We start from the raw sequence: 26686 nt of genomic DNA on the forward strand, positions 1-26686 counted from the left end.
ATAGTTTGCTTCTAACCCATCAGAGAAGAAGTTGTTCGTCTACAACAGGACAGAGATATCCTGTTACTGAATTATACCTGGGGAGGCTGAAAAAGAGAATGGGAACAATCCTTGCCCAAACTATCAAAATGCGAGAAGTTATCGTGTAACGCTGTAGGCTGAAAGGGTTCGAAAGCCACAAGTTTAAAATCTATGGTGTGGACGTGACAACAATGACAATTGCAAAAAGGCGAACAAAGTTCACAGTCCTGGTCGTGATCACCATCAAAATCGACTACAGAAACAACCTGCGTATCATCATTGGTCTTTCCCGTATCGCTACAGGGCACTAGGTTTAATGCCAAAAAGTAAATTGATAATATGAATGCGAGATATTTCAAGTCACAAAGATAAAAAGATTTTCGTGCAACTGGATTGCAAATAATCCAATTGAAGGTTTCGTAAAACGGCCGATTAAGAGGACAAAGCGAGCAAAAAAGTTGAATTCCCAAAAAATGTTCGTGGCTGTTGCACAACTAACAATATTCATTAAAAACTAAGTTTCTTACTTTCTTGGTATTTACAACAACTTGATTATCAACGGCTATTGATTTATAATTTGGTCGATTTTTATGATTTATCAGCAAAAACATGGTTCTGCAACAGCCACGTTCACTTAGAGGGACTCCAATATCGATAATTACATATCAAGGTCTGCAGTGAAAAAAAACGATTTTCAATAGTATTACAACTTACAAATTTTCCTTAAAAAGGCTAAGTGCTGTAACAATACTTGATTCCAATTCCTTATATTGATCTTGAACATCGGATTGATAGACCACGTTTTCACCTACATTATGTTTTGTGATAAATTCATTGTCGGGCGACATTATCCACATCGGGTTGTACCCCAAACTGTAATAGTACAATATCAGTTTGATGGTCGTCAATGATAACGGTCCCCGCTCTACATTGGTAATGGTCTGATAATCCACGCCAAAACGTTCCGCCATGTTCTTTCTTGAAAAAATGCTCGACCGTTTGTCCTCTACATCATCGTTCTCTATTAATTCCTCACGAATGAGCTTCAAGCGCTCCCCGATAAAATAGAAGTCCTTTGCCGTTGCGTTCAATATTTCGTCCATATCTTTCATTCTTCGATTATTTCTACGGGATAACTGGAAAATTGGTTTCTTTCGCCCGTTTGCCCCCCGAATTGGAACAAATCCTTGTCCTCTAGTTCGGGCATACCCTCAAAAGTAGCCTTTTCTTCAGAATTCGTATATCTTTCCAAGATCTGCTCGGTGGACAGTTCATCGTACCCATCGGAATCGTCCAAAAACAGGTGGCTTTCCTCCAGGGATGTTTCTATTTCCTCACCGATCTTTTGTTTGTCAAAAATGCTGAATTCCGGAAATTTTCCGGTATAGCGATAATACTCGTCCTTTACCAGATTGTCGATGTCCTCCAGTACCCGGATAAAGTTATCGCTCAAGACCCGATCCATTTCATTTGCGATGAGCATATCCTCCACCAGCCCCTTAAGGTAGCTTTGTAGCTTGGCCTTTGAACCCTTCTTTTCGGAAGTCAGCTCATTCAGCTTGGGCAAATGGTCGAATAGCTTCAGATCCAGGACCAGTTTGACGAATTCTATGCGTGCAGTGGGGTCGGTATATTGGCCTGGGGCAAATTCGGGAATGTATACATTGTAGAAATCGATATAATTGATCTGTGAAAAATCCAACTGGGATATCGCCCGATAGATATCGATTCGTTCCATCAATTCAAGTTGTTCCCCCACCAGGACATCGTGGTCATCCACCTTGAAGTCCCTTACCTTGGGAATGGCATGCTTGCCCTGTATTTTCTTTGATTCCATATTCGGCCTTAATAGACCATAACAAAGTTTTTGCTCGATCTGGTTTTCAAATGTATCCGCCACGATGCCCCCAAAATGTCCGGTCGACATACCGGTCACCTTGCTCTTGGGCAGGAGTTCCATCATTTGGGTACTGAAATTGGTCGTAGTGTCGTTCTTTGAAATCGTTTTCGCCCTTTTCTCCTGATGTATACGCCCGAATATCTCACTGATCCTACGGGCCGTTTCCCCCTTGGCGGCCCCACTGAACACATTGGAACAGTTGTCGAAAATAACGTCGGCCAGTTCCTTTCCGTAATCCGCTATCAATTGTGTGATGCTCTGTACGCCCAGGATGGTCGCCACTAAATGCGACCTGCCCGTATCTATGATCTTGCGCAGGCCCATGATAAACACCGTTGGTAGTTCGTCCAGCACCAGTCCCAGAGGTCGGCAACCGGGTTTATTGACCACCTGGAGTATCTTGTTGATATAAAGCCCAATGGGTGCGGCATAGATCTCAGAGCGGTCGGGATTGTTCTGGATACATACGATCTTTGGCTTTTGGGGGTTGTTAAGGTCCAATTGGAAATCGTTCCCGGTCATCACATAAAAAATCTCCTTGTTGGCAAGCATCGATAGGGATATCTGGGCACTGGCGGTCTGTCCCGCCAATTGTTGTCCCGCTTCCCGTTCGAGGGCATCCTTAAAGGGAATCATCAAGTTCCGGACTTCAAGGTCCCTCAACATGATATCCAGGAGATATTCGATATTTACCGTCGACAATATGATTACATGGGGCAGGGTACAGATGTTTTTGCCCATCTCCTCGGCCTTTTTTTTCAGGTACCATATCATTCCGGAAACAAAACTGATGGCACTCCTGGAAAAGAAGTCGTTTCTTTTGATCCATTCCCTGTTGAGGTTCTTCATGATAATGGTAGCTGCATCCGCAGCATCCATTTGATTTTTCATCAAATAGGGATCTATGGGATTACAGCGGTTCTGGATATTGTCAAAACTCAATACATAGAATTCGGGCATCAGTGCCAGTTTTTCAGGAGCCTCTTTTTTTACCCGTTCCCTTTTTCTAAGCCAATAGTTATAGGCGATCTTACTCAAGGTATCGAATTTGAAATCATAGATGAGCAGGGTAAAGAACTTGTCGATCAATTGCTCGATGATCTCCTCTATCAGCGCAAAGGATTTTCCGCTGCCCGGGGTACCGATTATCAATAGTGCCCTGAAGAGGTTTACAAAATTGATCCATCCCTTTCGGATTTTGCCCCGGTACCTATAGTCATAGGGAATGTTCACGGAGTAAGGGGTGTCGATACGTTCTTCCGTCTGTAGAAAGGTCTCGTTCTGTTCATTAAAGGGATCTTCCTTGGCCAGATTGCTGTAGCTCATGACCTGAAACAGGTGTATGGCCCCCATGACCAAAAAAACAAAGCCCAAAAAATAAAGCAATGCCCCGAGCCAGTACAAGGGTACATGCGGTGCCTTTACCACATCCGACAATGCCAAGAGCGAACATCCTAGAACAAATAGGACAAATCCCCTGAAGAGGGACTTGCCCTCAATTTTTATGGGATTGTAGAGCATTACCGCCCCAACGACGACCAACAACAGGTACAACTTGTTTTTAAAGGGTTCTTTGAGCGGGGCGAATTTTAAAAGGAACCCATGGACCAGTTCCAGCAATGTGCCGTCCCATCGGTAATACCGGAACAATGGATAGAAATCCAAAAATCCGATGGCGGCAAAACAGGCCACTGAGAGCAGCATGGCGGGAAATACCATTTTTTGATGGTGCATGATGTAATGAGTGAGTTAAGGAATAATTGCAATTCGGTTACGAGAACATTCGATCTCTCCAACCGTCCAATACCCGGGATGAAGCTATCTGAAAATCGACGCTGTGTTCCCTTATGTAATCGATGGTCTCGTCCATAAGGATACCTGCCTGCTCGTTTACAAACTGTGCATAGGTATCCGCCTTTTGCAGGCGATGTTTCATTTCTTGATCATTTTCCTCGATCAGGACGTCCAAGAGGTTTACATAATATTGATTGTCCTTTAATTCTTCCGATAATGGTTCCATTGTGTTCATAGTATATTGTTTTGTAAGGTATTGTTTTTAAAAGGTTTTTTCAATTTTTCTTTCCCCTGTTCAATGGACAAGGGGGCTTTTTTCCTGAAATATTTTTGTATTGCGGAATAGGGGATGGCATACCTATGGGCCAGCCCGAAATCACATAGGACACTCGTATCCCTTTTCTCTTTGATTATGCCCAGGTTCGATGCGCCTTCAGGTCCAACGGGCGTCCTGAGCTCTATCTTGTCCCCAAGGGACAGCAGATCAGGAGTCGTGAACTTCGCTTCGATGTATTTGGTTTTTTTGGACTCCATCAGGTCATCGTTCCAATCCTTTCCCTTCGATTTGAGAATTTGCGTGGGAATAGGGAGATAGGTCATATTGACCAGCTCCATGAGCGTTTCAAAGGCCTTATCCCTCTTATGGATGTTGGAACTGTAACTAATTTCCCTTAAATTGAATTCCAGGACCAACTTGTCCGAAAACCCGATACATTTGACCATTTTAAAGCCTAGGTCATCGGTCATCAAATCGGCTCCCAGCTTGGTGTCCAAATTAGCGGAATGTTCCGGTATTTTCGCCCTAGATCTTTCATTGTAGTGAAAATGCAAGCTGACATCTTCCATGCGGATTTTCGTTTCCAAATAAACATCGGGACCCGAGGCATTGATAAGTGCTGCAAATACCTTTAGGTCGAACTTGAACCCCGATATGTCATTGTCCGTAAGCGATATCACTTCCACCTTTTTTTTGGAGGCCATAGGTTGTACCAAGGACACAAAGGATTCCAATTTTTCCCTGTATATATTGCCACCAAAAGAGATATAGAAATTATCCGGTTTTCCGTGCATCTCATGATAGGATAAAAGGTCAATGGCACTTTCCCCATAAAAGATCCTTACCGACTTCCCCGCTATCGGATTCGAGTAAAAAAGATGGTTGTCCCTTTGGTTCAATACCAAACGAAACTTTTTTATTTTATTGTCGGCCCTGCTCCTGTAAGGTTTATTGTATAGGATATAGTTCCTGGCGTTTCCATCCAGATCGTATTTCGGGAATGCAATGTTCGCTATTCTTCCGCCATTGTCCCTTATATGGTACGCATTGAAAACCCTGCCCTTGAATGCCGGGTCCGATAACGTATCTTCGGAAATACCCCTTTGCCTGGTCAGATAGTCCGCATTGCACAACGGTACGATGTTATAGTTCATTTCTAGGGATTTGGAAGTTTTTTTTTGTTTTTCGATTTTTATTTCCTGCGTATCCGGTATGCGGTTTATAGTTTCAAGACCTTTTTCGATGGCCTTGTAAAAATTTCCCTCACGTAATGAAATGAACTTAAAGAACCGGCCCTTGTCCAAAGAATCGTTTCGGTTGAAATAGGTCATGGGATCTCTGGAAACGTTCAGTACAATCTTGTCCCTATCATTATGGAATTCCAGGGAACCTGCACTTTTACGGGCAAGTTTGTATCCATTTTGATTGAGGTACATAGGAAAATCGGCCCCCGCATTGATCTTTGCGATAAGCCTTTTATAATGTTCCGGATCGTCGTTATAAGAAATGCCCATGTTCAAGAGGAAAGAGAAAAATAGCCGAGATAAATAGTAAATCGGCTATTTTCAGCTTAAAGAGTAATGATCAAAGGCTCATGGACTTGTCCTTACTCTTTTTTTTTCCCTCCCCGACCGTCACGGCCTCTTCTACCTTCATATTGTTCGCCTTGGAATTCTCCACGGATTTGGTCACAAAGCGTTCCGCCCTTGGGCTATAGCTCACCATATAGGTCTTTGGTCCTTTTTTGGTGTTGATGCTGATCTGGGTCTCCTGTCCTTTATTGATGGATTCCGCTTGGACCTTGGTCAACTTTTGTCCAAAGAAATACGTGTTTTCGGTCAAGGCCGATTTCGTCCGGATATCGTTCAACTTAGGCTCATAGTAGGCCAGTTTGGTGAACTTGTTCCCATCGGTAATGTGGCCCGTGAAGGCAACCGTCTTGCCGCCATCGACCATTTGTTCGAATTCCTCTTTGGTGAACTGATGGTTATAGGCCTTTGCATCTTCCAGTTTAACGGGCTCGTTCCTCTTGATCTGTACATCGAGTTTCGAACCTGAGTTTTGGTTGTACATGAGCTGCACCATCTTCACACTTTCTTTAAGTGCCCCATCGTTTACATAAGTGGAACTGTGAAGGTATTCTTCCCCCTTTACAATGGCATTCTGTATGTTCTCGGGAAGTTTGTCAAAACTGATATAGGCCCCTTCCAAACGTTGTTTGGCCTCGCCAAAGGCGAACCGCTGATCCGGGGAATTTTGGCGTTCAAGAAACTTGCTGTTCTTCTCTATTTCGAAATCCATATAGTCGGGAATCCTGACCTTAAAGGTATTTTCATCTTTGGAGACCGCTTCTCCCTTGTGCCAAACTTGGTTGACTTTTACAAAAACTTTTTCTACTTGATTTTCCATTTCTGAGTGATTTAATTGTTAAGGAATTAATATTTGTTTACTTTTGAAATAACTCGCATATCGTGAGTGATTTGTGAGTTAAGGAATTTTTAGGAAAGAGGGCGGGAGCGCTCTTTTTCCATTTATAGTGCTATACGATAGTCTTCCGGTTGTACCTCCTTTCCCTTTAATTGGATACTTTGAGTGGCCTCCCATTCACTATTCCAATTGGCATAGGTCGGTTTGAGGATATCCAATGATTTGCTTAAATAATTTTTGAAGTAGCTCCAAACAAAATATTTGATGGCATTGACCTCCAAGGGCACACGAACCTTGATATTATCGTCTTCCTTTGAGACCAATATGCTGTTTTGATTGATCAGATTCTGGTTTATGACCTTGTTGTAGTTTAAAAAACTTTTGGCGAGCCCTTGATTGAATTTTTTTGTGCTGTTGAAAAACCGAAGGAACGATTTTTCTTCTCCTATATCAAAGCGAACGCTGAGGTCCCTCTCGTTCAAGGTCAATAGAAAATTGGAATCGTCCATTAAGGAAATGAAATGCAGATCCCTTAGATAGCCCTCTATCTTTTTGCTGCCAGTAAAGGTCAGCACTATTTTCTTGAGTTTTGTCAAACGTTGTATCTGGAACAATATCCTTGTAGTATCATAGTTGATCTCCCCCAAGGCGAGGTACACTACATTTTTTAACCGGAACTTTTTGTCAAATGCGATGGCCTCCCTAGGGTCCTTGAACACAATGAGCCAGTCAATGCTTTCCGGAATGTTGGAATACCACAGGGAATTGCCGATGGCCGATTCCCCGTAATCACCTACACCAGTTTTTGTGTCCACAAAATAACCGCATACCTCGTTCTGAAGATTCTGTAAAGGGAACAATACTTCATTCGCTTTTGAACTACCGATACGGGTACCAAATTTTTCGGAGCCCAATATATCGGAATAGAAGTTATCTGCAATCGCATTTCCCTGTTCGATATATAAATGGAAATGATTAAAATCGGCATCGACCTTTTCCAGAACGGGATCGGGCGGACCCTGAAGAACCATATCTTTCGATTTCAGTATATCTTCATAATAGGCGTTGACCCTGTCCCAAATACTTTCGTTATGGCTGCCCTCCACTCTTGAGACATGTTCCCGGACCAGATCGGAGGCCTTTAGTTTTTCCTGGGGACGCTGTACTTTATAGTACCTATACCCTTGCTCGGTGTAAACGACGACATAGCATCTTTTCATTTGCTTGAAAAGTAGGTGTGTACTTTCCTTTTTCACGAGCTGATACCCCATGTATCCAAAAAGCGCGGGAAGATCGATCCGATGGTCCCCTGTTAACCAGTTGTTCAACATAATTGCTTAATTTCTTTGATATTGGTAAATAAATTATAAATTAGCAAATAATTATACAAATATATGAAAGTTTTTGAATTGACAACCAATTTTTGGAAAAATCCCATAAAAGGCTTCCCAAAGCCCCTGAAAATGGTAACTAGGAAAGAACTATGGTATGTCCTCTTCCTTGGAACGGCACTGCTTTTTTATGTTTTCCAACGCATTTTGGGCAATACGACGCAACAATTGGAGGACAATACACTATTGATGTCCAACTATAATGAACAGCTGAAGACCAACGAGGTTTTTACAAATAAGGATTCCTTGATAGCACGTAAGGAACGTGAAAAACTCATCCTGGCCATAGAGGAAAAGATCGTGGGACATCTCTACCAAATACCCGATTACTCCTATATCACTTCCTTGTATCCCTACCTCGAATATGCCCCCGACCTACTGGCCCAGATTCCGTCCGCTGTCCCCCTGGAAAACGGGGACTATAACCTCTCCAGCACGTACGGCCATAGGCTGCATCCCATATCGAAAGAAGTCAAAAAGCATTACGGCATCGATCTGGCTGCTCCAATGGACAAACCTGTTTATGCCTCTGCATCCGGGATTGTCCTAAAGGTCATCGATTCACAAAAGGGATACGGGACCCATATCGTTCTAAAACATCGGTTTGGTTTTCAGACCCTTTACGGGCACCTGAACAAAGTGCTTGTGACCAAGGGGCAGAAAGTGGAACAGCACGAACTTATTGCCACCGTTGGGAATACGGGTGCTTCCACTGGATACCACCTACATTACGAGATCATAAAAAATGGGCTGAAAATAAACCCTATCCAATCCCTTGACCTTAAGCGGAATATTTATCTGAGGCTCATGGCATTGAACCCAAGAACAAAAATCAAAAAAAATGGGAAAGACCGATAAGTTCAAAAAAGCCATGATAACGGAGGACTTTGTCTACTGCATGGACGGAAGCGAGGGAGATGACAATGGCAGCGTAAAAATGTACGATAAAAGAACCGGAAGATTGATTTCGTACAATTACCGCGCCAACCAGGATATGTACGAAAACCTTTTGTTCCATAAATATGAATGGATATGCAAGCCCCTTCGGTATTCCAGGAAATGTATGCTGGAAGAACACAAAATAGCCCTTGCCCAGACCTTTTTTACCGAGAACAGGTTTCCTGGAAAAAAGGCCAATATAACACGGGATGGGATAAACGGTACATTTAATAGGGCACTCAGCGAAAACTTGGGGTTCAAATTGAGCGCAGAAGAGCTAAGAACAGTCCATGGCCTTATTAAAAAAAGAAAAAAGAAAAATGTATTGAAAATGTAAACCCGTTCAATAAGAAATTCCTTAACTCATTAAAAAGAACAAACTAAAATCAAAGATTATGAAAAATAGCGATGGCTTTATAAAAGCAATGATTACAAAAGACTTCGAATATTATATGAACATCGAAGATGGCTCCCATCATCTAAGAGTGAGAATGTATGACATTGAAACGGGCGAATTGGCCTTTGATAACGATATCGCCGTGAGGGATATGTTCGAAAACCTTCATTTTTACCATTATGAATGGATATCGGAACATTTGGAATTCGCAAGGGAATTTATGTTGGGACGTGATAAGATCAATATGGCAAGGGACTTTTTCCTAAAACATAATTATCGCGGAAAGATCACAAATCTGATGAAGGATGGGACCAAAGGGGCCTTGAACAAACAACTCAGATCCAACCTTGGTTTCGAATTGAATGTCGAGGAATTAAGACAGGTACAGACCCTGATCAAGCAGACCAAATATAAAAGCCAACTACATATGTGATAAAAACAGTTTACCAAATTCCTTAACTCACACAAAATGAAATACTCGAAAAAAAAGTATCTGGACTATATGGTCCGGACCATCGATGCGCTTATGGCCACCGATTCCACTCCCCATGTTTTTATCAATAATCCCGGTTTCGGAAACATCTTCGACATCCTTAAAAACGATTCGTACCGGAACAGGCTCACGGAAAAATTAATCGAATACGGTGATGCGGACTACGCCCAGACCATAATGAGCAGCCTAAAAAAAGGGTCCCTCAATTCGTTTTATACCCCTGACCCCGTAGTGAACTCCATCACCGCTTATATCAAGGACCTCGATGGCTTTGATCCAAAGACCATATTGGAACCAAGCGCCGGCAATGGCCTGTTCATACGCGCCCTCTCAAAATCCTTCCCATCTTCAAAATTCACCGCTTTCGAAAAGGAAATACTCACGGTACGTATTCTTGAACACAACTTCAAGTTCAACGATAACGTCAAGATCTATGGTATTCCCTTTGAAAATATCGCCCAGACCGACGCGACCAAGAGGTATGACCTTGTGGTAAGCAATATTCCCTTTGGCGCCAATAAGATATTCGATACCCAATTACAGGACCATCCGTTACAGTCCCAAATCTCCAAGAACATCCATTCCTATTTTATCCACAAAAGTCTGGCATCCTTAAAACCATCGGGGGTGTCCGTTTTGATATGTACCAAGAACTTCATGGACAAGTCAAAATATGCCCAAATAAGGGAGGATGTAATGAATACGAACAACTTTGTAGGCGGGCTGCGCTTACCGGACTCCACCTTCGCCCAAGAGAATACGGCCGTTGTAACGGATATATTGGTCTTTCAGAACAATGCCCATATCAAGCCGTCCCAGGACCAGGAAAAAAGCAATGCACTTTTCATGGGGTCTTCGGAAAAACAGTTAGGGGACAATTTCGTCCAGATCAGCGATTATTTTTCGGCCTATCCGAACCGTGTCATGGGCGAGTTGGTAGAAGGCGGTCTATATGACAATAGGGACTATACGGTCAAAAGCGCCATGAATATCGATATGCTTTCAAGTGAAATAAACGAAGGTTTGAGAGGATTTAAAATTGCCCCAAATCTCCAAAAAACCAAAGCTGTCGCCATAACAGAGCCCATTCAAAAACCCCTCGCCCAAGCACAAATCCCTGCCCCAAAACCATTAAAGAACGAATTCGGAAAATTAAGGCCTGGCAACTTGTTCATCAAACAACAAAAGCTCTATAAAATCAATGGTGATAATGCCCTTGAACCTATACGGGTAAAACCGAAGGAGTTCGACCGCTTGTCAAAAATATTGGCACTGCGCGACACCTATTTTAAACTGCTCGAAGGGGCCGACGACAATTCGGACAAAATCAGGGACGAGCTGGACTATCAATACGATGCCTTTGATTTTCAGTACGGCCAACTTCATGACAAGGCCAATTACCCTTTTGTCACCTTGGATATCCAAGGGCCGATGCTCCTGGGCTTGGAAACCCCCAAAGATGGTGCCTTTATAAAATCCGATGTTTTCCATGCCCCACAAATAACCAAAGGATTACCGGAACCCAAGGTGGAAGCAACTAAGCTCCTTAGCCTGGAAGACGCCATCTATTATTCGCTCAACAGGTACAATCGTATCGACCTTGGTTCTTTGAAAGAAAATACGGGGAAGCTACCTGAGGAAATTATCAAAGAATCCTTGGACCGCCAGCTCTTGTTCTTAAACCCTGAGGAAAAGGGTTGGGAACTCTCGCCAAAGTTCCTCTTCCTTTCGGGGACCATTTACGAAAAACTAAATGCCTACCGCAAAAATGATTTTGGCCAATATCAGCCCTATGTGGATAAATCATATATCGATAAGAGTATGTTGTCCCTGGAAAAGGTCAGGCCACCAATGACCCCGTTCGAGGATTTGGATGTCAAATTGCACGAACCTTGGTTCCCTATCGAATTTACCCAGGCATTTATTTACGATACCTATAGATCGTTGGTGCATATCGCCTACAATGACAGTACCTCCAAATACATGGTCAAGATCGAAAAGGCGGATTATGAATATATCAAAAAGTTCAGCGTCCAGACCGAACACCGGTATTATTATTTTAGCGATATTCTTGAAGGCGCCCTGAATTCAACAATTCCCTATGTGTCCAAAGGCTCAAAGGAACGTAAGCGTACCGATAAGGCCAAGATGCAGGAGATACGGATAAAATTCGACCTGCTGTACAAAGAGTTCCATACCTACATCGTCGGGAAGCCCCAGATCAAGGAAAGGTTGGAACGTATTTTCTACAATACCTATGATGCACAGGTCCACCCAAAATACGATGGGGACTATCTTCAGTTCGAAGGGCTCCGGCATTTTACCCCCTACAAGAGCCAAAAGGATACCGTGGCCGGTATCATCATCAACCAAGGCCTGTTGGTGAATAAGGAAGTAGGTTTTGGAAAGACCCTGGATATTGCGCTGACCACCCAAAAGCTAAAAGAACTTGAGCTGTCAAGGAAAACCTTGGTCATCGGCCTGCGTTCCACTGTGATCCAGTTGGAACGGGAACTGTTGAACGCCTTTCCCACGATGAAACTCTTGGTGGCACACGACAAGGTGGTCAAGGGCCTGGCCAAAAGAAACGCCTTCTTCAAAAAAATAAGCACCAATCCATACGATGTGGTGTTGATGAGCCACGACACTTTTAAGTTCATTCCACAATCCCCAGAGGTCATACAGGAGATCATCCGAGAGGAACTGGAGAACCTCGAACGTGACCTTAGTGTTATCCATACCGATAAATACAATATCAATAAAAGGGTACTCAAAGGACTGGAGCAGCGAAAGGAAAATCTGGAGGTCAGCCTACAACAGGTATATTTTCAGATTAAAAGGGGCCAAAGCGATATCGTCAATTTTGACCAAATGGGCTTTGAGCATATCATGGTCGATGAATCGCATAAATTCAAGAACCTGATGTACACCACCCGCCATAACCGGGTAGCGGGACTCAATACCGACAAAGGTTCCGAGCGAAGTAAAAACCTATTGGTCGCCATGCGTACCCTGCAAAAGGCCAAGACCAAGGATTTTCAGACAACCTTTCTATCGGGGACCCCCATATCCAATTCCATCACCGAGGTATATGTGCTGTTCAAATACCTTATCCCACATCGCATGGAACAAATGAACATTACCTCTTTCGACCAATGGGCACAAGTATTCGCGAACAAATCCTATGAATTCGAACCTACGGTATCCGGGGATTATAAGGTTCGCGAGCGCTTCCGGTCGTTCAAGAAAATGAAACTGCTCTCCTCGCTCTACAACGAAATCTCGATTATCGTCAACGGCACCACCCACCAGATCGATAGGCCCAAAATGCAACTTGATGTACACACCTTGAAACCCACCCCTGCACAATTGGAATATTTTGAACAGATCAAGGAATTTCTTAGAACTGGGGACAGCAGTTTGTTATATGGTGCCAAACATTATACCGAAGAACAGAAAAGTGCATTGTCGTTGATCGCGCTCCACCATATGCGGAACGCGTCCATCGACCCTAGGCTGCTGAACGGGGAATTAGCGGATCCCGGAGACGCCAAATTAAGGACCATTGCCTCCGAAGTTTACGCCACCTATAAACAAACCGAACCGTTCAAAGGTACCCAGGCCATATTCTCCGATCTCGGCGTGCCCAAGGACAGCTTTAATATTTATGGAGAACTCAAAAGAATCCTGACCGAGGAATACGATATACCCATGGAAGAAGTGGTATTCATACACGATTTCAGGACCGACACCAAACGATTGGAGTGTTTCAAGAAAGTGAACAACGGGGAGTACAGGGTTATCATAGGCTCTACCGAAAAATTAGGAACCGGGACCAATATCCAGGAACGATTGGTACGGATACACCATGTGGATATTCCCTACCGCCCGACGGATATCGACCAGCGCAATGGTCGTGGGGTACGCAAGGGGAATATAGGTGCCAAAGAGCACCATGATAACGAGGTGGTGGTGTCCTTCTACATCGTTGAAAACTGCACCGATGCCCTAATGCTGAACAATGTCAATATCAAAAAGAACTTTATCGAACAATTGACCAATGGCACCATACAGTTCAACAGATTGGATATGGGACCCGTCAACGACGAAGGTTCCATAGATTACAAGACCTTGCTCGCCGTTGCCAAGAACGACCCCTTGTACCTCGAAAAGGAGGAGTTGGCCAAACAATTGGACGAACTTCAACTGGAACGCTCCATTTACAAGAAAAACCGCTTGGAGGCCAAAAACAATATTTCCTTTTATGAGACCGAACTCGTAAGAACATCCAAAAATGTAACAAAACTTGAAAATGACCTGCCCCAATGGGATACGTTATCGGATAAGGATTCATACTATAAAGCCTTAAGGGGGGCACTCAATAGCCCAGATGCTTCCGATGCCCTAATGCTAGGGGAAGACCTCAATACCACCTTGCAGGCCAAAAAAGAAGAAATCGGCGAGCATACCATTGTTACCATATCCAACGCAAAAATGGTTTTAAAAGTAGAGGACATACAACACCATCAGTTGCTGGTCGTTACTCCGAATGCATCATATGGTTACGGTTCCAAAAGAATAGTGTCGAACTGGAACAGTTTGGCCGACTATATGCACAATGCCCTATCCAAAATACCCAAATCCCTAGCTGCGCAACAAGAGCTGGTGGCCGAATTCAAAAAAACCATCAAGGCCAACCAAAAAGTACTGGAACTCCACTTCGACAAGACAGAAGAACTCGAACTGGTCGAAAAACGGCTTGTGGAGATCAATGCGGACCTGGATGAAAAGTACGATGCCGAACCAGAGGAAAAAGAGGAATCGAAAAAGGTGCAATCGAAGGCCCTTCATGAAACGAAGAGCGACCAGGGGATTACTTTATAAGTTTTGGGCGTTGGCCGGGCTATCCGCTATATCGCCCTTGTATGCCACAAGGTTTCGTAGACCGTGGAAGAGCTCCCCAGGTCGCTTTCCACAATAACGAACCCTAGCGCCATCCTACGGCCAACGCCGCTCCTATCCCTAACGCTTGCGCCCTACCGGGCGCTTTTTTTGTGGATAGGGAGAAAGAAGTCAGGGGCGGTCTTTTGCCCGATTCGGCAAGGATTACAGAGGGCTTGGGTGTATCTTGAAGGTAGTTAAGTGATTGTATAACAAGATAATACCTGTAAAAAAATGAACCAATTTTTCTCAACCTTAAAACAGACTGGTATCCACCAGTATGCCATTAGTGTCCTGTTCGATAACGATACGGTCAGCGTATCGCTCTTGCCCAAATCGAACGCCGACGACCTGGCGTTGAAATCCCTAAAACCATTTACCCTCCGTGGTACGGTCACAGAAGTGGACGAACGGTTTTTTGAAATCCTCCGTAAACCCTTGGAGCGGACAAAGGCACTTTTCGAGAATACCACGGCTTTTGAAAAGACCTTGAAGGAAACGGAGCAAAAGACCCAACAGGCGAAAAAGAAGAAGGAATCGACCGCCAAAAAAGCCTCAGAACTAAAGCAACTGCTCAAGGAAAAGGGTTTCAACCCCATGACCGACCACAAGAAGGCGACCGACCTCGCCAACGAAATCCTGAAAATCGACCCGAACCATTCCGAGGCACAAAAGACCGTCAAGGATATGAAGGCATATGAATCCCCTAAACTGTTCGAATAATGGAAGTCACGACAATAGAACGCAAATACGTCTACGAAAACGGGAACAACGACACTATTGAACTGGATGATATTGATTTCAGCTTCTCCCATGTACAGGTCATGGAACACTACGCACAGATATATGCCGAACTGACCAATGCCAAGATTATGGACAAGGGTATCGTGAACGGCTTCCATGAAATCCATTTCAAGACTTTGGCAGGGACAAAAGGATAGCCCGATGAACGTAGACGAATTTTTAAAACAAAGACCATGCACACCCAAGGCAAAACCAATACCATCAAAAGAACTAAAGGGGTTCCACGACCGACTTTTCAAGGCCGTACAACAGTCCCAATACAAAAACGGGACGCAAAGACCCAAACTGCTCCGTCCAAAGGCCTTTCCCTTTCTGACGTAACGATAGCACCGATGCTTGCCCATCCCGTATTGGGGGAAAAGAAGCTCGACCTTCGGGAGCTTGCCCAACTTATGGTGGAGGCGACCCGTTATTTTTCGGGGAACATCGACCATTGGCGATTTTTGCCATCGGACAGCTATGATGATTTGATCTTACGCTGTGCCAATCGGTTAAGGGATAGGGGAGGCATTGACCATATGGACATTTTACAGGCAGATGGGTATCTGCGATTGGTGGCCAAACGCTATATTGGGAACAGGGGTACGGTGCATTGTATCCCCTTGCGACCCATACTCCCGTTGCGATGGAAGAACCCCGCACTTTTCCATATCCTGTTCTCCTTTGTAAAGGAACTGCCGTATATCGGTATGTTCCAGACCACCGAATCAAGGATAGACTGGATATGGGAGTTCCTTTTTGAAGAGGAAACATACCATAAGAAGCAGGGTAAGGCATTTTCAAAAGACCATTCCGTCAAGTTTTTCAGCCGTTATGAAAGCCTTTTTGACGGTTACGCAATACGGGATTGGAAAACCTTGTTGGAAAGGTACAGCCCTAGAAAGCCCTTGCACAGGAAAATCAAGCGATTGTTGCTCAAAGCCAATACCATTGACTTTCAAAAACCCTTTTGCCTTAGTGTAAGGGATGCCCATCAGAGCATGTTCGAGCATTGGGAATCCTTCCTTATCGTGGACGACCCCGATAGCGAATTTACCCGTGCCTATATCGAAATGCTCAACGAATGCTCCAACGAATACGATATTACCTCGGCTTTTCAGCATACTGTGGTCGAACAGGGTAACATACAGCCCTTTAGGGAAGGTGTATCCTATCAATTGAACCGATTGGAGGAATTTCTTTCCGAACTGAACGAACTATTAAGACAACTATAAGAAATGGAACACATAGCTATATTACAGCCCGATCAGCACTTCCTTCCCAAGTTTGCCATTATCGGCCATTCCCAAGAGAAGGACTACTACAACAGGGGATATTACTTTTCGTACCACAACATCGTGGGCGAAAAATTGACAGCGGGAATGCCTTTGACCAAGGATACCGCCCGAAACATTTTTTCCTGTTTGGAAGGGGACTTGTTCAAGTTCAGTTTTAAGGGGATGCTGCCAAAGACCCTTATCCATTTTGGTTTTAAGGGAAACCTTCAATTGGTATGGTACGTACACCCCAAACAGTACACCTTGTACTTTGATGCGAAAACGGGCATCCGAACGGGAAAATACCCATTGCCCAAATTGGTCTTTTCCCTTGTCGCCAAGACCCTGAGCGTTTTCGCCCTGAACCGTTCCGATACCTTGGGCGATTCCACACCCTTATATCATGCACCCTTATTGAACATCAACGCCCGTGGAAAGGTGTGTATGGGTACGGCTACGGTCGATTATGACGGATTTGAACACTATGAGGACATCATGGGCTTCGTGGAACAGCAGTTTTTCCGCTCCGTGTTTACCGAGACCCACCACAATAATATTGCTCAGGGCAATATTGTACAGATCATGGAAAGCAATTTGGACAGACCATCATTTGAGGATGGGATATTGATAAAGAACAACATGACCCTAAACCGACTGTATGAAAACTAGGATACACTTTGCACCGAACTATTTCTACAACCCCACCCATCCCTTGACCATTGCCCTTATCGGGGTGGGCGGTACAGGCTCTTTGATGCTCGCACGGTTGGCACGCATCGACCATGCCCTGCGTCAAACGGGACATCCCGGACTGCACGTTACCGCATATGATTCGGATAGGGTAGAGGCCAACAACGTGGGACGACAACTCTATACCCGTTCCGATATCGGGGAGTACAAGGTGGTCAATGCGGTGGGTAAGGTTAATATGGCCTTTGGATTGCAATGGGAGGGTATACCGATGGACGCTATCCCCGATGGCGAGGATATTCGGGCGAACATCATCATCAGTTGTGTGGACAATGCTCGGTTTCGGATGTTGTTGTCACGCTCCTTGGAATTTCCGCATCGGGGTTCGGAGTACCGTACCATGTTCTATTGGATGGACATTGGCAACAGCAGGGATACGGGTCAGTTCGTATTGGGAACCTTGTTCGATGGGGAAAGGAAAATGGAAAGGGAGGATTTTGAAATGGTGGATACATTGAAGAACATCGTTGATTTTTTTCCCGATTTGGACGCCCATGATACCCCCACCTTGCAGGGAGCGGGTTGCGCCTATTCCGATAAGTTGAACGAGCAATCGCTTTTCATCAACGATGTGCTTGTCGCCCATGCTTCCGATTGCCTGTTTCGCTTGCTCTACCATAAGCAGATACAGAAACACGGGGCATTCGTGAACCTCGAATCGGGCAGGGTAAATTCCATTGGGGTCTGACCTATATTGTCAGGTAGGGGTATCGAACAATGGATTTTCCTGTGACAATACCTGATAGTGCACTTGAAATTAGGGAAGGGCTACGAAAAGGGGGTAGGGAAAACCCTTTGGACACTTCATTCCATTTCGCTGAAAAATTTTTCGAGGGATACATTGTGGATCTCCAGGATCCGTAACAACGTATTGAACTTAAAATCACCTCCGTTCTCTATTCTCCAATAGTTCCTTCGGGAAAAGCTGTGGTCGTTCGCGAAGGTTTCATGGCTCGTATAGCCCGCCTCTATTCGCAATTCCTTGATCCTTCTCCCTACTTCGGTATGTTGGTCTTTGTAATCCTTGCTCATCAAAGATGAATATCACAAAAACCAATCGAATAGATTACGCCCTTAAGGGCGCACACTTTAATATTTTTACCTACATTTGTTGAAGGTGATTTACGGCATGACCCTATCTTTATAAAGGGATTTAAACTTTTATCGGGTTGAGAAAAAAGGAATTTAAGTACGTGCTCTATGGTGGTGAGGCCGCATTGGTCCTTTACGAAAAATCGACCGGTGCACTTATGGCTTCGGATACTTTCGATTTTTTACCGATACGATATTCCGATGTCAAGGAACTTGACCACCACTCAAAGGAAAGTCCCGAGGATTGGAACAAAGGGGATGCCCTAAAGATCGATGAGGGTACATATGATCTTCTTTACCATAACCTTTGTTATAAACTAAGGGAATATTGGCAATCGAAGAACAAGAACGGATAGTTTCAAGGCATTTACACTAATTTCTTCAAAAAGGTTTCAGTCCTACTATAAGTCTATTTACTCCCCACAAAAACCTTTTTTTAATAGAGAGTTGCTGGTTCCGCACACCCATTTCCCCTGTCCTTTCAGGATTTAAAAATATTTATTTGGGGCAGAATGTAAAGAGTTTTAAGTCCCATAAAAGGTCAATTAACATAACTACTAAAAAAGACCAAGAACTGGACTGCTAATCTCAGAAACAACTCTTTCAGTATTCCAGCCCCTTAAAACGGCCGTGGCTGTTGCAGAACCATGTTTTTGCTGATAAATCATAAAAATCGACCAAATTATAAATCAATAGCCGTTGATAATCAAGTTGTTGTAAATACCAAGAAAGTAAGAAACTTAGTTTTTAATGAATATTGTTAGTTGTGCAACAGCCACGGCCGTTTTCTGGGAATCAATAATTGGTCAACTTTAAAGGAAAACTATGGGATGTTGGAATTTATCCATTTATCAATAGTCTTCAAATAATCGTCATGCAATTTGGCCCAATACGGAAAATCGCTTTCCCCAACGAAATACATGGAATGATTAGCATTTTCGAGCAGTACGATTTTATGCTTTTTATTTCTTGCATTTTTCAAAGCGGTCGAAATTGTTTGATGACTGGCTATAGGAATGATTTTATCGGCTATACCCTGAATTACCAAAAGAGGTTGTTTTGTTTGCTCAAAATAAGGGATGGGGCTGAAGGACAATTTTTCATCGATTTGTACCTCATCGAGATTTGGAATCCAAACTGAAGAAAACCAAGACTTTGTTTTTCCATCCTCCAAAATACTTTCCAATTTACCTCTAGAAAGTTTTCCGGCGATATGTTCAAAGACTTTTCTCTGAAATTCGGCAGCAATTTCTAAATCATTGCCTAGCGTCTCCGAATTGCTATTTTTCCAATGGTTCAAATCACTTTCCAATAAGGTACTTCCGGGACAGCTTACGACAATACCGAAATTTAAATCATCTAACTTATTTAAGATAAAGGGAATCTTAGTTGCCCCTTGACTGCTTCCTTTTATTCCTATTTGCGATAATGGAATACCAGTTTGTTCCGAAAAATACCTAATGGCATTTAGATCGTCAGAAAGTAATTCGTTCATGGTCGCAGATTGCCAATTGCCCTCTGAGACTCCAGTGCCTCTTTTGTCATAGTGAAAAGTGGTAAAGCCTTTATTTGCAAAATAAATGGCCTCTGCCCTTGACCCACTTCTACCCCCATTGCCAGAAGATGAAATAAAGACAATGCCTTTCTTGTTAGATTTTTTGCCCTTCCAAACCGTTCCGCCACGTTTTAGTCCTTCTGACATGAAATGTACTTCTTTCGATTCAACACTATTTTCATTAGTCGATTTTTCTCGTTTGAGGGAATATCTAACTGAGACCGTATCAGCCCTTAAGGTTCCTGTTAATCGATTTTTTTTCTCATTCCACTTATTTCTAAAATCATAGGTGTGCGTATCACTCTGTAACTTGAAGTTTATAGAATCAAGCCGGACTATAACTTCTCTTGCAGAAATCTGAAATGCATTCTGTTCTAGACTTGTAAAACGTACTTGCCATTTGGCCGCATCCTTTCTTATTTCAAGGGTTATCTTATCCTTGAAATTTCCATAGGAAAAAACACCCGTGAATGTTCCCTCCTTTTTGAATTCCATTTGAGGTATAGGCAAAGAAATACCTAACCCGTTCAAAGTCTTTCCTGAAATAGTATCAATTTTTGATAGCTCGAAAGCCTGGCCAATGGCTAGGAGTAAAACGACCAGCGCGATACACGAGATAATTTTATTGCCTAATCGCGTAATAGAGAATGGCCTTAGGAGAAGTATTGCTGCACTTACCAAGACCCAAATTAGGTCGAGTATAATAATAAAAAGTATGACTTCAGATTCGGGCTTTACACTTTGTACGAATACAAAGGAGGAAAAGAACAATAGGCCTAAGCCCACTATCCAAAAAACGGTCGATTTTCGTTGTCCGAACCATTTGGCAATAACTTTGCGAAATAGGATTAGAGACAGACCCGTTGACAAAGAAAAAAGGGCATTTATCAGTAAAATTAATTGTAGATGACTCATGATTTTAAGTATTAAAATTTAAAGTGATTTTTTATCAGAATTCCGGCTTAAACCCTCTTCTAATTAGTGCCTCTTTTGGCTGATGGACTATAAGTGCCCTATCGGATGGTGTCTGCCAATCATATCTTAGACCAAGCACTTCAAAGGTCATCATACCTGTGGTGCCGTGAATATGCACATCGATAATGTGCCCTCTTTTTACTAAACCGATGGATGTCTTATCCATTCCGTCCCAATCTACGGGAATACCTGTCCAACCCGTATACGGAGCATGATACCCTCCTTTAGTTTCGTCAAATGAGGTAACGTCTAATGTGAATCCGATTAGTACGTAAAGTGAATAAGCGATTCCTATAATCGCGAAAATGGTTTTCAAAGTTGTCATATCTATATTTTTTAAGTTTGTTAAGGCGTGTAAACACGCCCTAATAAGTTTTAGCGAATAAAGTTTCGATGCTGTGCCCAGCGAACTCTTTTACTGTTCTTAAAAGGAGAAAAGAAAGAGAATCTTTGAGACTCGGTCGTTGTTTTTGTACTTGCTGCTTTCATGATTTCTAAGTTTTTAGATTACTACTTGTTTTTGTTGGTACAAATGTATTTCCGCATACCGCCTTTTGGCTTGACCTTTCACGACAAGGCTTGTACTTTTCATGCCAATTATTTGGTATATTTAGATATGGAGGTTTCCGCATCGGTATTTCGGACTATTCTTTATGCGGCGCGCAGTAAAGGTGCCGATGTGGCCGGTTTGTGCAAAAAAGTCGGTATTGAACCTTCTGAGCTTGATAACTCTGAAAAGCGTTTTAGCCTGTCCGCTGTTGATGCCTTGTTTAAGCATAGTATTCACTTGACCAATGATTCTTTATTTGGACTGCACATAGGAGAGCAAGCTGATTTTTCAGCCTTCGGAATTGTGGGTTTCGTTATGAAGACCAGCCCCGATGTGATCACTGCTCTAGAAAGAGCCTGCCACTATAACAATTTAGCCAGTGGCCTCATTAAGGTAAGTTTTACCAAAAATGAAGATGAAGGAATTTTCAGGACCACTCCCTTGCCTTTGGTAAGTAAAAACCATCCCATAACCGCAAAAAATGGTGCGGAGCATGCCATTAGTTTTATATTGAGGGCAATTCAAAAACTGTCGGGCAAAAAAATTCTCCCGAGATCTACAGACTTTACTTTTCCAACACAACGCGAAAATCTTGAAGAATACCGACGAATTTTCACAAAAGGACTTCGTTTCAATCAAGCTGAAAACGACTTGATCTATAAGCTCAAAGATTTGGAAACACCAGTTGTCGGGTATAATCGAGATTTATTCGAATTGCTGAATACACAGGCACAGGAAATTCTTGATGGGCTATCAAAGGGAGAATCATTTGCAAAAAAGGTGAGAAGAGTTATTGTAAAAAAGTTCAATCATCAGTTTCCCACGATTGATTTGGTGGCAGACGAATTGAACTTGAGCATTCGCTCCTTACAACGAAAATTAACCTTGGAAGGCGAGACTTTTCAAAATATTTTGGATGCAATTCGACAGGAGTTTGCCGTGCAGTATCTAAAAAATAAAGAATTAAGCATTTCAGAAGTGGGCTACTTACTTGGCTTTTCCGAACCAAGTGTATTCAGCCGATCTTTTAAAAGATGGATGGGCCATAGCCCTAAGGAATATTTGCTATCGCTTTGAAAAAAGGACTTTAAAATGACACAGCAAGATCTAGGTTTTAATAAAAAATTAGAGGGATATCGAAATGAACAAAATATCGATTCGTTCGATGTAGGCCGTATTATTTTAGAACATAAAGATAGGTATGTAGTCAAAACGGAAACTCAAGAATTGGGCATGGTTAATGTTAGTAGTAAAACCTACATTATTTAAAACTAAATAAGCATTTTACATTTAATGCCGTATTTACAAAAGAAAATAAAGTCCTTTAAAAGGAACATTTTTCAGGACAACGGGCTTATTGTTATGAGTCATTAATCCCAGATTTAATTGAACAAGAACTTATATCAGTGTCTCAGAGTAGATCATTAAATTCAGTTGCCATCTAGTATATGATCAATCCCATTGAGTGCTTATATTTTAACGGGTAAAAAAGTATCATGAATCAAAAACGAGTTTTTCTTCACTTATCCTTATTATCGACTCTGTAATAGTACTATAAGCCAATTAGTTGAGAATAATCCACTATTGAAGGAATAATAAAAGATTTCTAGACAAAGGCAGAAATACCATATGTAATCATTTACTTTCTAAAATCCAAAGTAGGCACTTCCTCCAACAGCAAGGGCAAGTTCAGCATTTAAAAAAGATTAAATGTAACTAACTGAAAACCAGATAAAAAAATATGATTTTTATCATGTTCTTTGGCGGTAGGTTATGATATTTTTGAATAAAAGATAAAAAGGTCTTTAAATGTTAAATACTAATCAATAAAACTATGTTATCCAAAAAGCAAGCACGTACTTTTTTTCTTGGCGGAACTGTAGTGACATTTCTGATTTTCATCGGACTCACTATTTTTTCCTTCAGCAAGGAACAAGATCAATCTAATTACGAGAACATTACCGAAGAAGTAGTTAGAGGGAAAAAAATATGGGAGGCCAACAATTGTATGGGTTGCCATACCATATTGGGAGAAGGCGCTTATTACGCACCAGAACTTACAAAAGTTATTGACCGAAGGGGCAAAGGATATATAAAAGCGGTGTTGACCACACCGGTTCCTTGGGCACCGAACGGTAGAAAAATGGTTGCTTATGGTTTTTCGGATGAAGAGGCAGAAGATCTTATTGCCTTTTTCGATTGGATCGATGATATAGATCTAAATGGTTTTGATACCGTAGTATCTCCTATTGCAAAAGAAAAAATGAACGACTAACACAGAAATTATGAAATACAAATCACAAAAAGTGGCCTACTGGTTTTTTGCACTATCCATGCTACTGCTAGTTTTACAATTGGTCTATGGGTTTATTATGGGTTTTGCCCGTATAGGTATGGATGGGTTGCATGATTTTATACCGTTCAATACTGCAAGAGCTGTACATACCAACCTACTCGTTGTTTGGTTGCTTTCTGGTTTTATGGGCGCAGCCTACTATATAATACCAGAAGAAGCACAACGTGAATTGGTCAATGTTAAATTAGCTTACGTACAGCTAATCTCTTTAGCTCTAGTTGGGGTTGCAGCCATAGTAGGTTATCATTTTAACTGGTGGGAAGGACGTAAATTTCTTGAAATACCAAGACAACTGGATTTCCTGGTCGTAGCTAATGTTTTGTTGTTCTTGGGGTTGATATTGGCAACCTTGTTTAAGGGAAAACGTAGAACCACAACGGCTTTGGTATTATCCATGGGGCTTTTCTTTGCAGCCTTACTGTACATACCTGGAATGTTACCATTTGATAGTCAAGTAACAGATTCTTTTTTCCGGTGGTGGGTTGTCCACTTATGGGTTGAAGGTGTTTGGGAGTTGATCATGGGAGGGATTCTTTCTTTCTTATTAATCAAACTTACCGGAGTAGATAGAGAAGTAATTGAAAAATGGCTCTATGTTATTGTAGGGTTGACATTCTTATCAGGAGTTTTAGGAACTGGGCATCACTACTACTATATAGGTGTAAACAAAATTTGGCTGATCGTAGGAGGCATATTCTCTGCACTAGAACCATTGGCATTCCTGGCTATGGCATTGTTTGCGGTAAATATGTATCGCAAGGGCGAGAAAAAACACCCTAACAAGTTGGCTTTGTTCTGGACTTTGGGCGCTGCTATCGTATCCTTTGTAGGAGCTGGTTTATTAGGTTTTGCACATACACTGCCTCAAACAAATTTATACACACACGGTACTTTGGTGACCGCAATGCATGGTCATTTGGCTTTTTGGGGAGCATATGCCATGATTGTTCTTGCGATCATAAGTTATAGTTTACCAAATATGACCGGACGAAAACTGTATTTAAGCGCCAGGGGAAGAGCCGCCTTTTGGCTTTCAAATATTGGTATGATCGGGATGACGGTTGCCTTTGGGGTTGCCGGAGTAGTTCAGGTATATCTGGAACGTAAATTCAAAATGGAATTTATGGAAGTACAAAACGAAATTAGCATCCACTTTGTGGTGCTTTTAATATGTGCTTCGGTATTAACATTTGGCATTGCTTTATACATCGTCGATTTTATAAAACACGGTCGTCCCACAGATGAAGCATTGGAACTAAAAACATAAACAAACTGAAATTAAAGCGATATATGAAAGCACAAAAAAATAGTCTGATTTTCCTTGGTATTTTGGCAATTTGTTCAATCAGCTTACAAAGTTGTATAGACAACACTACCAAAAAAGAATACGCTTCTGCCGCAGATATTCCCGTAAGCAGGGAAATGAAAGCAGAACTTACAGCACCGCCCAATGTTCCTAGAGGAGTAGGTGATCGTAAAGCGAAAAAGCTTATTGTTAATATGGAAATTATTGAAAAAGAAGGAACCATGACAGATGGGACCACATATAACTATTGGACATTTGGAGGTTCAGTTCCAGGCAGTTTTATTCGAACCAGGGTAGGTGATGAAGTAGAATTTACGTTGTCTAACCATCCGGATAACAAATTACCTCATAACATTGATTTACATGCGGTTACTGGTCCTGGCGGTGGCGCAACATCCTCTTTTGTTGCTCCAGGGCATGAGAAAAAATTCAATTTTAAGACATTGAACGAAGGGCTGTATGTGTATCACTGCGCTACTGCCCCAGTAGGTATGCATATTGCCAATGGGATGTACGGTCTGATTTTGGTTGAACCCAAAGGTGGACTTCCCAGAGTAGACAAGGAATATTATATAATGCAAGGTGACTTTTATACCAAAGGTGAAAATGGTGATCCAGGTCTACAACCCTTCGATATGCAAAAAGCAGTGGATGAAGATGCCGATTATGTAGTATTTAATGGTAGCGTTGGTGCTTTAACAGGAGATAATGCCATAACAGCTGATGTTGGAGAAACAGTTCGTTTATATGTAGGTAATGGAGGCCCCAATTTAGTATCCTCTTTTCATGTTATTGGCGAAATTTTCGACAAAGTAATGGTTGAAGGAGGCAATAGTATTAATGAAAATGTACAAACCACATTGATTCCTGCTGGTGGAGCTGCTATTGTTGAGTTTAGAGTTGACGTTCCCGGGACTTTTATCTTAGTAGATCATTCCATTTTTAGAGCTTTCAATAAAGGGGCCTTGGGAATGTTGAAAGTCAAGGGAGAAGAAAACAAAACCATTTATTCCGGCGTGGTACAAGAAGGTATTTACCATCCTGAAGGGGGTGGAATTCAGGAAATGCCAGACGATGGGAAGGCTGTTGCTAAAAAAACATCCGCAAACAAATCCTTGGCCGAAAAAATGGAATCTGGCAAGCAAATCTATGCTAAGACCTGTTTTGCATGTCACCAGGCTAATGGAGAGGGAATCCCTAATGCGTTTCCTCCTTTGGCAGAATCAGACTACTTAAACGCAGATGTCAATCGGACAATAGATATTGTACTTAATGGTAAAACAGGAGAAATTACTGTTAACGGCCAAAAATATAATAGTGTAATGACAAAGCAGGCTATTAGTAATGAAGAGGTTGCCGATGTGCTTACCTATGTCTATAATTCCTGGGGAAACAATAAAACCAATGTATCAGAAGCCCAAGTTGAACAAGTCAAAAGCGGGCATTAATTAATATTAACAAT

24 protein-coding genes are annotated in these 26686 nt (G+C 42.3%); 14 read left to right on the top strand and 10 right to left on the bottom strand.

What is annotated here, in order from left to right:
* Positions 1–71: 71 nt before the first annotated feature.
* The 7 genes from CRO15_RS16065 to CRO15_RS16095 form a co-directional block, all read right to left on the bottom strand.
* A complete protein-coding gene (locus CRO15_RS16065; protein ID WP_097046874.1) occupies positions 72–380 on the bottom strand; it encodes a DUF6660 family protein in 309 nt (102 codons plus the stop codon).
* Between the two features lie 351 nt (positions 381–731).
* Positions 732–1133: a helix-turn-helix domain-containing protein gene (locus CRO15_RS16070; RefSeq protein WP_097046875.1), complete on the bottom strand. Its 402-nt coding sequence runs from the start codon at positions 1131–1133 to the stop codon at positions 732–734.
* Positions 1130–3655 (bottom strand): type IV secretory system conjugative DNA transfer family protein, encoded by a 2526-nt coding sequence (locus CRO15_RS16075; RefSeq protein ID WP_097046876.1) that lies wholly within the window; start codon positions 3653–3655, stop codon positions 1130–1132. The genes CRO15_RS16070 and CRO15_RS16075 overlap by 4 nt, the downstream gene beginning before the upstream one ends.
* Before the next feature lie 37 nt (positions 3656–3692).
* On the bottom strand, positions 3693–3950 hold the full coding sequence (locus CRO15_RS16080; protein ID WP_097046877.1) for a hypothetical protein: 258 nt from the start codon (positions 3948–3950) through the stop codon (positions 3693–3695).
* On the bottom strand, positions 3947–5506 hold the full coding sequence (locus CRO15_RS16085) for a DUF3991 domain-containing protein (protein WP_097046878.1): 1560 nt from the start codon (positions 5504–5506) through the stop codon (positions 3947–3949). Before CRO15_RS16085 ends, CRO15_RS16080 begins: the two co-directional genes overlap by 4 nt.
* 70 nt (positions 5507–5576) lie before the next feature.
* Positions 5577–6401, bottom strand: a complete 825-nt coding sequence (locus CRO15_RS16090) for a hypothetical protein (RefSeq protein WP_097046879.1) — start codon at positions 6399–6401, stop codon at positions 5577–5579.
* A 122-nt stretch (positions 6402–6523) separates the two neighbouring features.
* Positions 6524–7639, bottom strand: a complete 1116-nt coding sequence (locus CRO15_RS16095) for a hypothetical protein (RefSeq protein WP_133067266.1) — start codon at positions 7637–7639, stop codon at positions 6524–6526.
* Positions 7640–7882: 243 nt separating this feature from the next.
* Between CRO15_RS16095 and CRO15_RS16100 the strand changes: the two genes are divergently transcribed.
* The 9 genes from CRO15_RS16100 to CRO15_RS16140 all read left to right on the top strand — a co-directional run bounded on the left by CRO15_RS16100 (position 7883) and on the right by CRO15_RS16140 (position 18078).
* Entirely contained in the window at positions 7883–8668 is a 786-nt protein-coding gene (locus CRO15_RS16100; protein WP_165769981.1) for a M23 family metallopeptidase, read from the top strand.
* Positions 8652–9086: a hypothetical protein gene (locus CRO15_RS16105; RefSeq protein WP_097046882.1), complete on the top strand. Its 435-nt coding sequence runs from the start codon at positions 8652–8654 to the stop codon at positions 9084–9086. Before CRO15_RS16100 ends, CRO15_RS16105 begins: the two co-directional genes overlap by 17 nt.
* A gap of 58 nt (positions 9087–9144) precedes the next feature.
* Entirely contained in the window at positions 9145–9579 is a 435-nt protein-coding gene (locus CRO15_RS16110; RefSeq protein WP_097046883.1) for a hypothetical protein, read from the top strand.
* A 36-nt stretch (positions 9580–9615) separates the two neighbouring features.
* Positions 9616–14523 (top strand): Eco57I restriction-modification methylase domain-containing protein, encoded by a 4908-nt coding sequence (locus CRO15_RS16115; protein WP_097046884.1) that lies wholly within the window; start codon positions 9616–9618, stop codon positions 14521–14523.
* Between the two features lie 291 nt (positions 14524–14814).
* Positions 14815–15303 carry a PRTRC system protein E gene (locus tag CRO15_RS16120; protein WP_097046885.1) on the top strand — a complete coding sequence of 163 codons (489 nt, stop codon included), beginning with the start codon at positions 14815–14817 and terminating at the stop codon, positions 15301–15303.
* The gene (locus tag CRO15_RS16125; protein ID WP_097046886.1) at positions 15303–15521 is read left to right on the top strand and encodes a PRTRC system protein C; all 219 of its coding nucleotides are present in this window, start codon (positions 15303–15305) and stop codon (positions 15519–15521) included. The genes CRO15_RS16120 and CRO15_RS16125 overlap by 1 nt, the downstream gene beginning before the upstream one ends.
* A 36-nt stretch (positions 15522–15557) precedes the next feature.
* Positions 15558–16598: a hypothetical protein gene (locus CRO15_RS16130; protein WP_097046887.1), complete on the top strand. Its 1041-nt coding sequence runs from the start codon at positions 15558–15560 to the stop codon at positions 16596–16598.
* A 3-nt stretch (positions 16599–16601) separates the two neighbouring features.
* Positions 16602–17309 carry a hypothetical protein gene (locus tag CRO15_RS16135; RefSeq protein WP_097046888.1) on the top strand — a complete coding sequence of 236 codons (708 nt, stop codon included), beginning with the start codon at positions 16602–16604 and terminating at the stop codon, positions 17307–17309.
* Positions 17299–18078 carry a PRTRC system ThiF family protein gene (locus tag CRO15_RS16140; protein WP_097046889.1) on the top strand — a complete coding sequence of 260 codons (780 nt, stop codon included), beginning with the start codon at positions 17299–17301 and terminating at the stop codon, positions 18076–18078. Before CRO15_RS16135 ends, CRO15_RS16140 begins: the two co-directional genes overlap by 11 nt.
* A 116-nt stretch (positions 18079–18194) precedes the next feature.
* Here CRO15_RS16140 and CRO15_RS16145 read toward each other — a convergent pair whose 3' ends face one another.
* Positions 18195–18422 carry a helix-turn-helix domain-containing protein gene (locus CRO15_RS16145; protein ID WP_097046890.1) on the bottom strand — a complete coding sequence of 76 codons (228 nt, stop codon included), beginning with the start codon at positions 18420–18422 and terminating at the stop codon, positions 18195–18197.
* Between the two features lie 137 nt (positions 18423–18559).
* Here CRO15_RS16145 and CRO15_RS16150 point away from each other — a divergent pair, with 137 nt between their 5' ends.
* A complete protein-coding gene (locus CRO15_RS16150) occupies positions 18560–18838 on the top strand; it encodes a hypothetical protein (protein ID WP_097046891.1) in 279 nt (92 codons plus the stop codon).
* A gap of 467 nt (positions 18839–19305) precedes the next feature.
* Here CRO15_RS16150 and CRO15_RS16155 read toward each other — a convergent pair whose 3' ends face one another.
* Both CRO15_RS16155 and CRO15_RS16160 read right to left on the bottom strand, forming a co-directional pair.
* Positions 19306–20532 (bottom strand): alpha/beta hydrolase family protein, encoded by a 1227-nt coding sequence (locus CRO15_RS16155; RefSeq protein WP_165769982.1) that lies wholly within the window; start codon positions 20530–20532, stop codon positions 19306–19308.
* Between the two features lie 454 nt (positions 20533–20986).
* On the bottom strand, positions 20987–21337 hold the full coding sequence (locus CRO15_RS16160) for a hypothetical protein (RefSeq protein ID WP_097046893.1): 351 nt from the start codon (positions 21335–21337) through the stop codon (positions 20987–20989).
* Between the two features lie 234 nt (positions 21338–21571).
* On the opposite strand from CRO15_RS16160, the gene CRO15_RS16165 reads away from it, so the two are divergent.
* From CRO15_RS16165 to nirK, 4 genes are all read left to right on the top strand, one after another.
* Positions 21572–22639 (top strand): AraC family transcriptional regulator, encoded by a 1068-nt coding sequence (locus CRO15_RS16165; protein WP_165769983.1) that lies wholly within the window; start codon positions 21572–21574, stop codon positions 22637–22639.
* 757 nt (positions 22640–23396) lie between these two features.
* On the top strand, positions 23397–23837 hold the full coding sequence (locus tag CRO15_RS16170) for a c-type cytochrome (protein WP_097046895.1): 441 nt from the start codon (positions 23397–23399) through the stop codon (positions 23835–23837).
* 10 nt (positions 23838–23847) lie between these two features.
* The gene (locus CRO15_RS16175) at positions 23848–25185 is read left to right on the top strand and encodes a cbb3-type cytochrome c oxidase subunit I (RefSeq protein WP_097046896.1); all 1338 of its coding nucleotides are present in this window, start codon (positions 23848–23850) and stop codon (positions 25183–25185) included.
* 23 nt (positions 25186–25208) lie between these two features.
* Positions 25209–26672, top strand: a complete 1464-nt coding sequence (gene nirK / locus CRO15_RS16180; protein ID WP_097046897.1) for a copper-containing nitrite reductase — start codon at positions 25209–25211, stop codon at positions 26670–26672.
* Positions 26673–26686 lie beyond the last annotated feature (14 nt).

Origin of the sequence: Flagellimonas pacifica, assembly GCF_900215465.1 — a bacterium.
Lineage (GTDB): Bacteria > Bacteroidota > Bacteroidia > Flavobacteriales > Flavobacteriaceae > Flagellimonas > Flagellimonas pacifica.

Coding starts and splice junctions, on each gene's coding strand:
- CRO15_RS16070 (WP_097046875.1), bottom strand. CDS start 1,133: ATGAAAGATATGGACGAAATATTGAACGCAACGGCAAAGGACTTCTAT.
- CRO15_RS16075 (WP_097046876.1), bottom strand. CDS start 3,655: ATGCACCATCAAAAAATGGTATTTCCCGCCATGCTGCTCTCAGTGGCC.
- CRO15_RS16080 (WP_097046877.1), bottom strand. CDS start 3,950: ATGAACACAATGGAACCATTATCGGAAGAATTAAAGGACAATCAATAT.
- CRO15_RS16085 (WP_097046878.1), bottom strand. CDS start 5,506: ATGGGCATTTCTTATAACGACGATCCGGAACATTATAAAAGGCTTATC.
- CRO15_RS16090 (WP_097046879.1), bottom strand. CDS start 6,401: ATGGAAAATCAAGTAGAAAAAGTTTTTGTAAAAGTCAACCAAGTTTGG.
- CRO15_RS16095 (WP_133067266.1), bottom strand. CDS start 7,639: ATGAAAAGATGCTATGTCGTCGTTTACACCGAGCAAGGGTATAGGTAC.
- CRO15_RS16100 (WP_165769981.1), top strand. CDS start 7,883: ATGGTAACTAGGAAAGAACTATGGTATGTCCTCTTCCTTGGAACGGCA.
- CRO15_RS16105 (WP_097046882.1), top strand. CDS start 8,652: ATGGGAAAGACCGATAAGTTCAAAAAAGCCATGATAACGGAGGACTTT.
- CRO15_RS16110 (WP_097046883.1), top strand. CDS start 9,145: ATGAAAAATAGCGATGGCTTTATAAAAGCAATGATTACAAAAGACTTC.
- CRO15_RS16115 (WP_097046884.1), top strand. CDS start 9,616: ATGAAATACTCGAAAAAAAAGTATCTGGACTATATGGTCCGGACCATC.
- CRO15_RS16120 (WP_097046885.1), top strand. CDS start 14,815: ATGAACCAATTTTTCTCAACCTTAAAACAGACTGGTATCCACCAGTAT.
- CRO15_RS16125 (WP_097046886.1), top strand. CDS start 15,303: ATGGAAGTCACGACAATAGAACGCAAATACGTCTACGAAAACGGGAAC.
- CRO15_RS16130 (WP_097046887.1), top strand. CDS start 15,558: ATGCACACCCAAGGCAAAACCAATACCATCAAAAGAACTAAAGGGGTT.
- CRO15_RS16135 (WP_097046888.1), top strand. CDS start 16,602: ATGGAACACATAGCTATATTACAGCCCGATCAGCACTTCCTTCCCAAG.
- CRO15_RS16140 (WP_097046889.1), top strand. CDS start 17,299: ATGAAAACTAGGATACACTTTGCACCGAACTATTTCTACAACCCCACC.
- CRO15_RS16145 (WP_097046890.1), bottom strand. CDS start 18,422: ATGAGCAAGGATTACAAAGACCAACATACCGAAGTAGGGAGAAGGATC.
- CRO15_RS16155 (WP_165769982.1), bottom strand. CDS start 20,532: ATGGAATTCAAAAAGGAGGGAACATTCACGGGTGTTTTTTCCTATGGA.
- CRO15_RS16160 (WP_097046893.1), bottom strand. CDS start 21,337: ATGACAACTTTGAAAACCATTTTCGCGATTATAGGAATCGCTTATTCA.
- CRO15_RS16170 (WP_097046895.1), top strand. CDS start 23,397: ATGTTATCCAAAAAGCAAGCACGTACTTTTTTTCTTGGCGGAACTGTA.
- CRO15_RS16175 (WP_097046896.1), top strand. CDS start 23,848: ATGAAATACAAATCACAAAAAGTGGCCTACTGGTTTTTTGCACTATCC.
- nirK (WP_097046897.1), top strand. CDS start 25,209: ATGAAAGCACAAAAAAATAGTCTGATTTTCCTTGGTATTTTGGCAATT.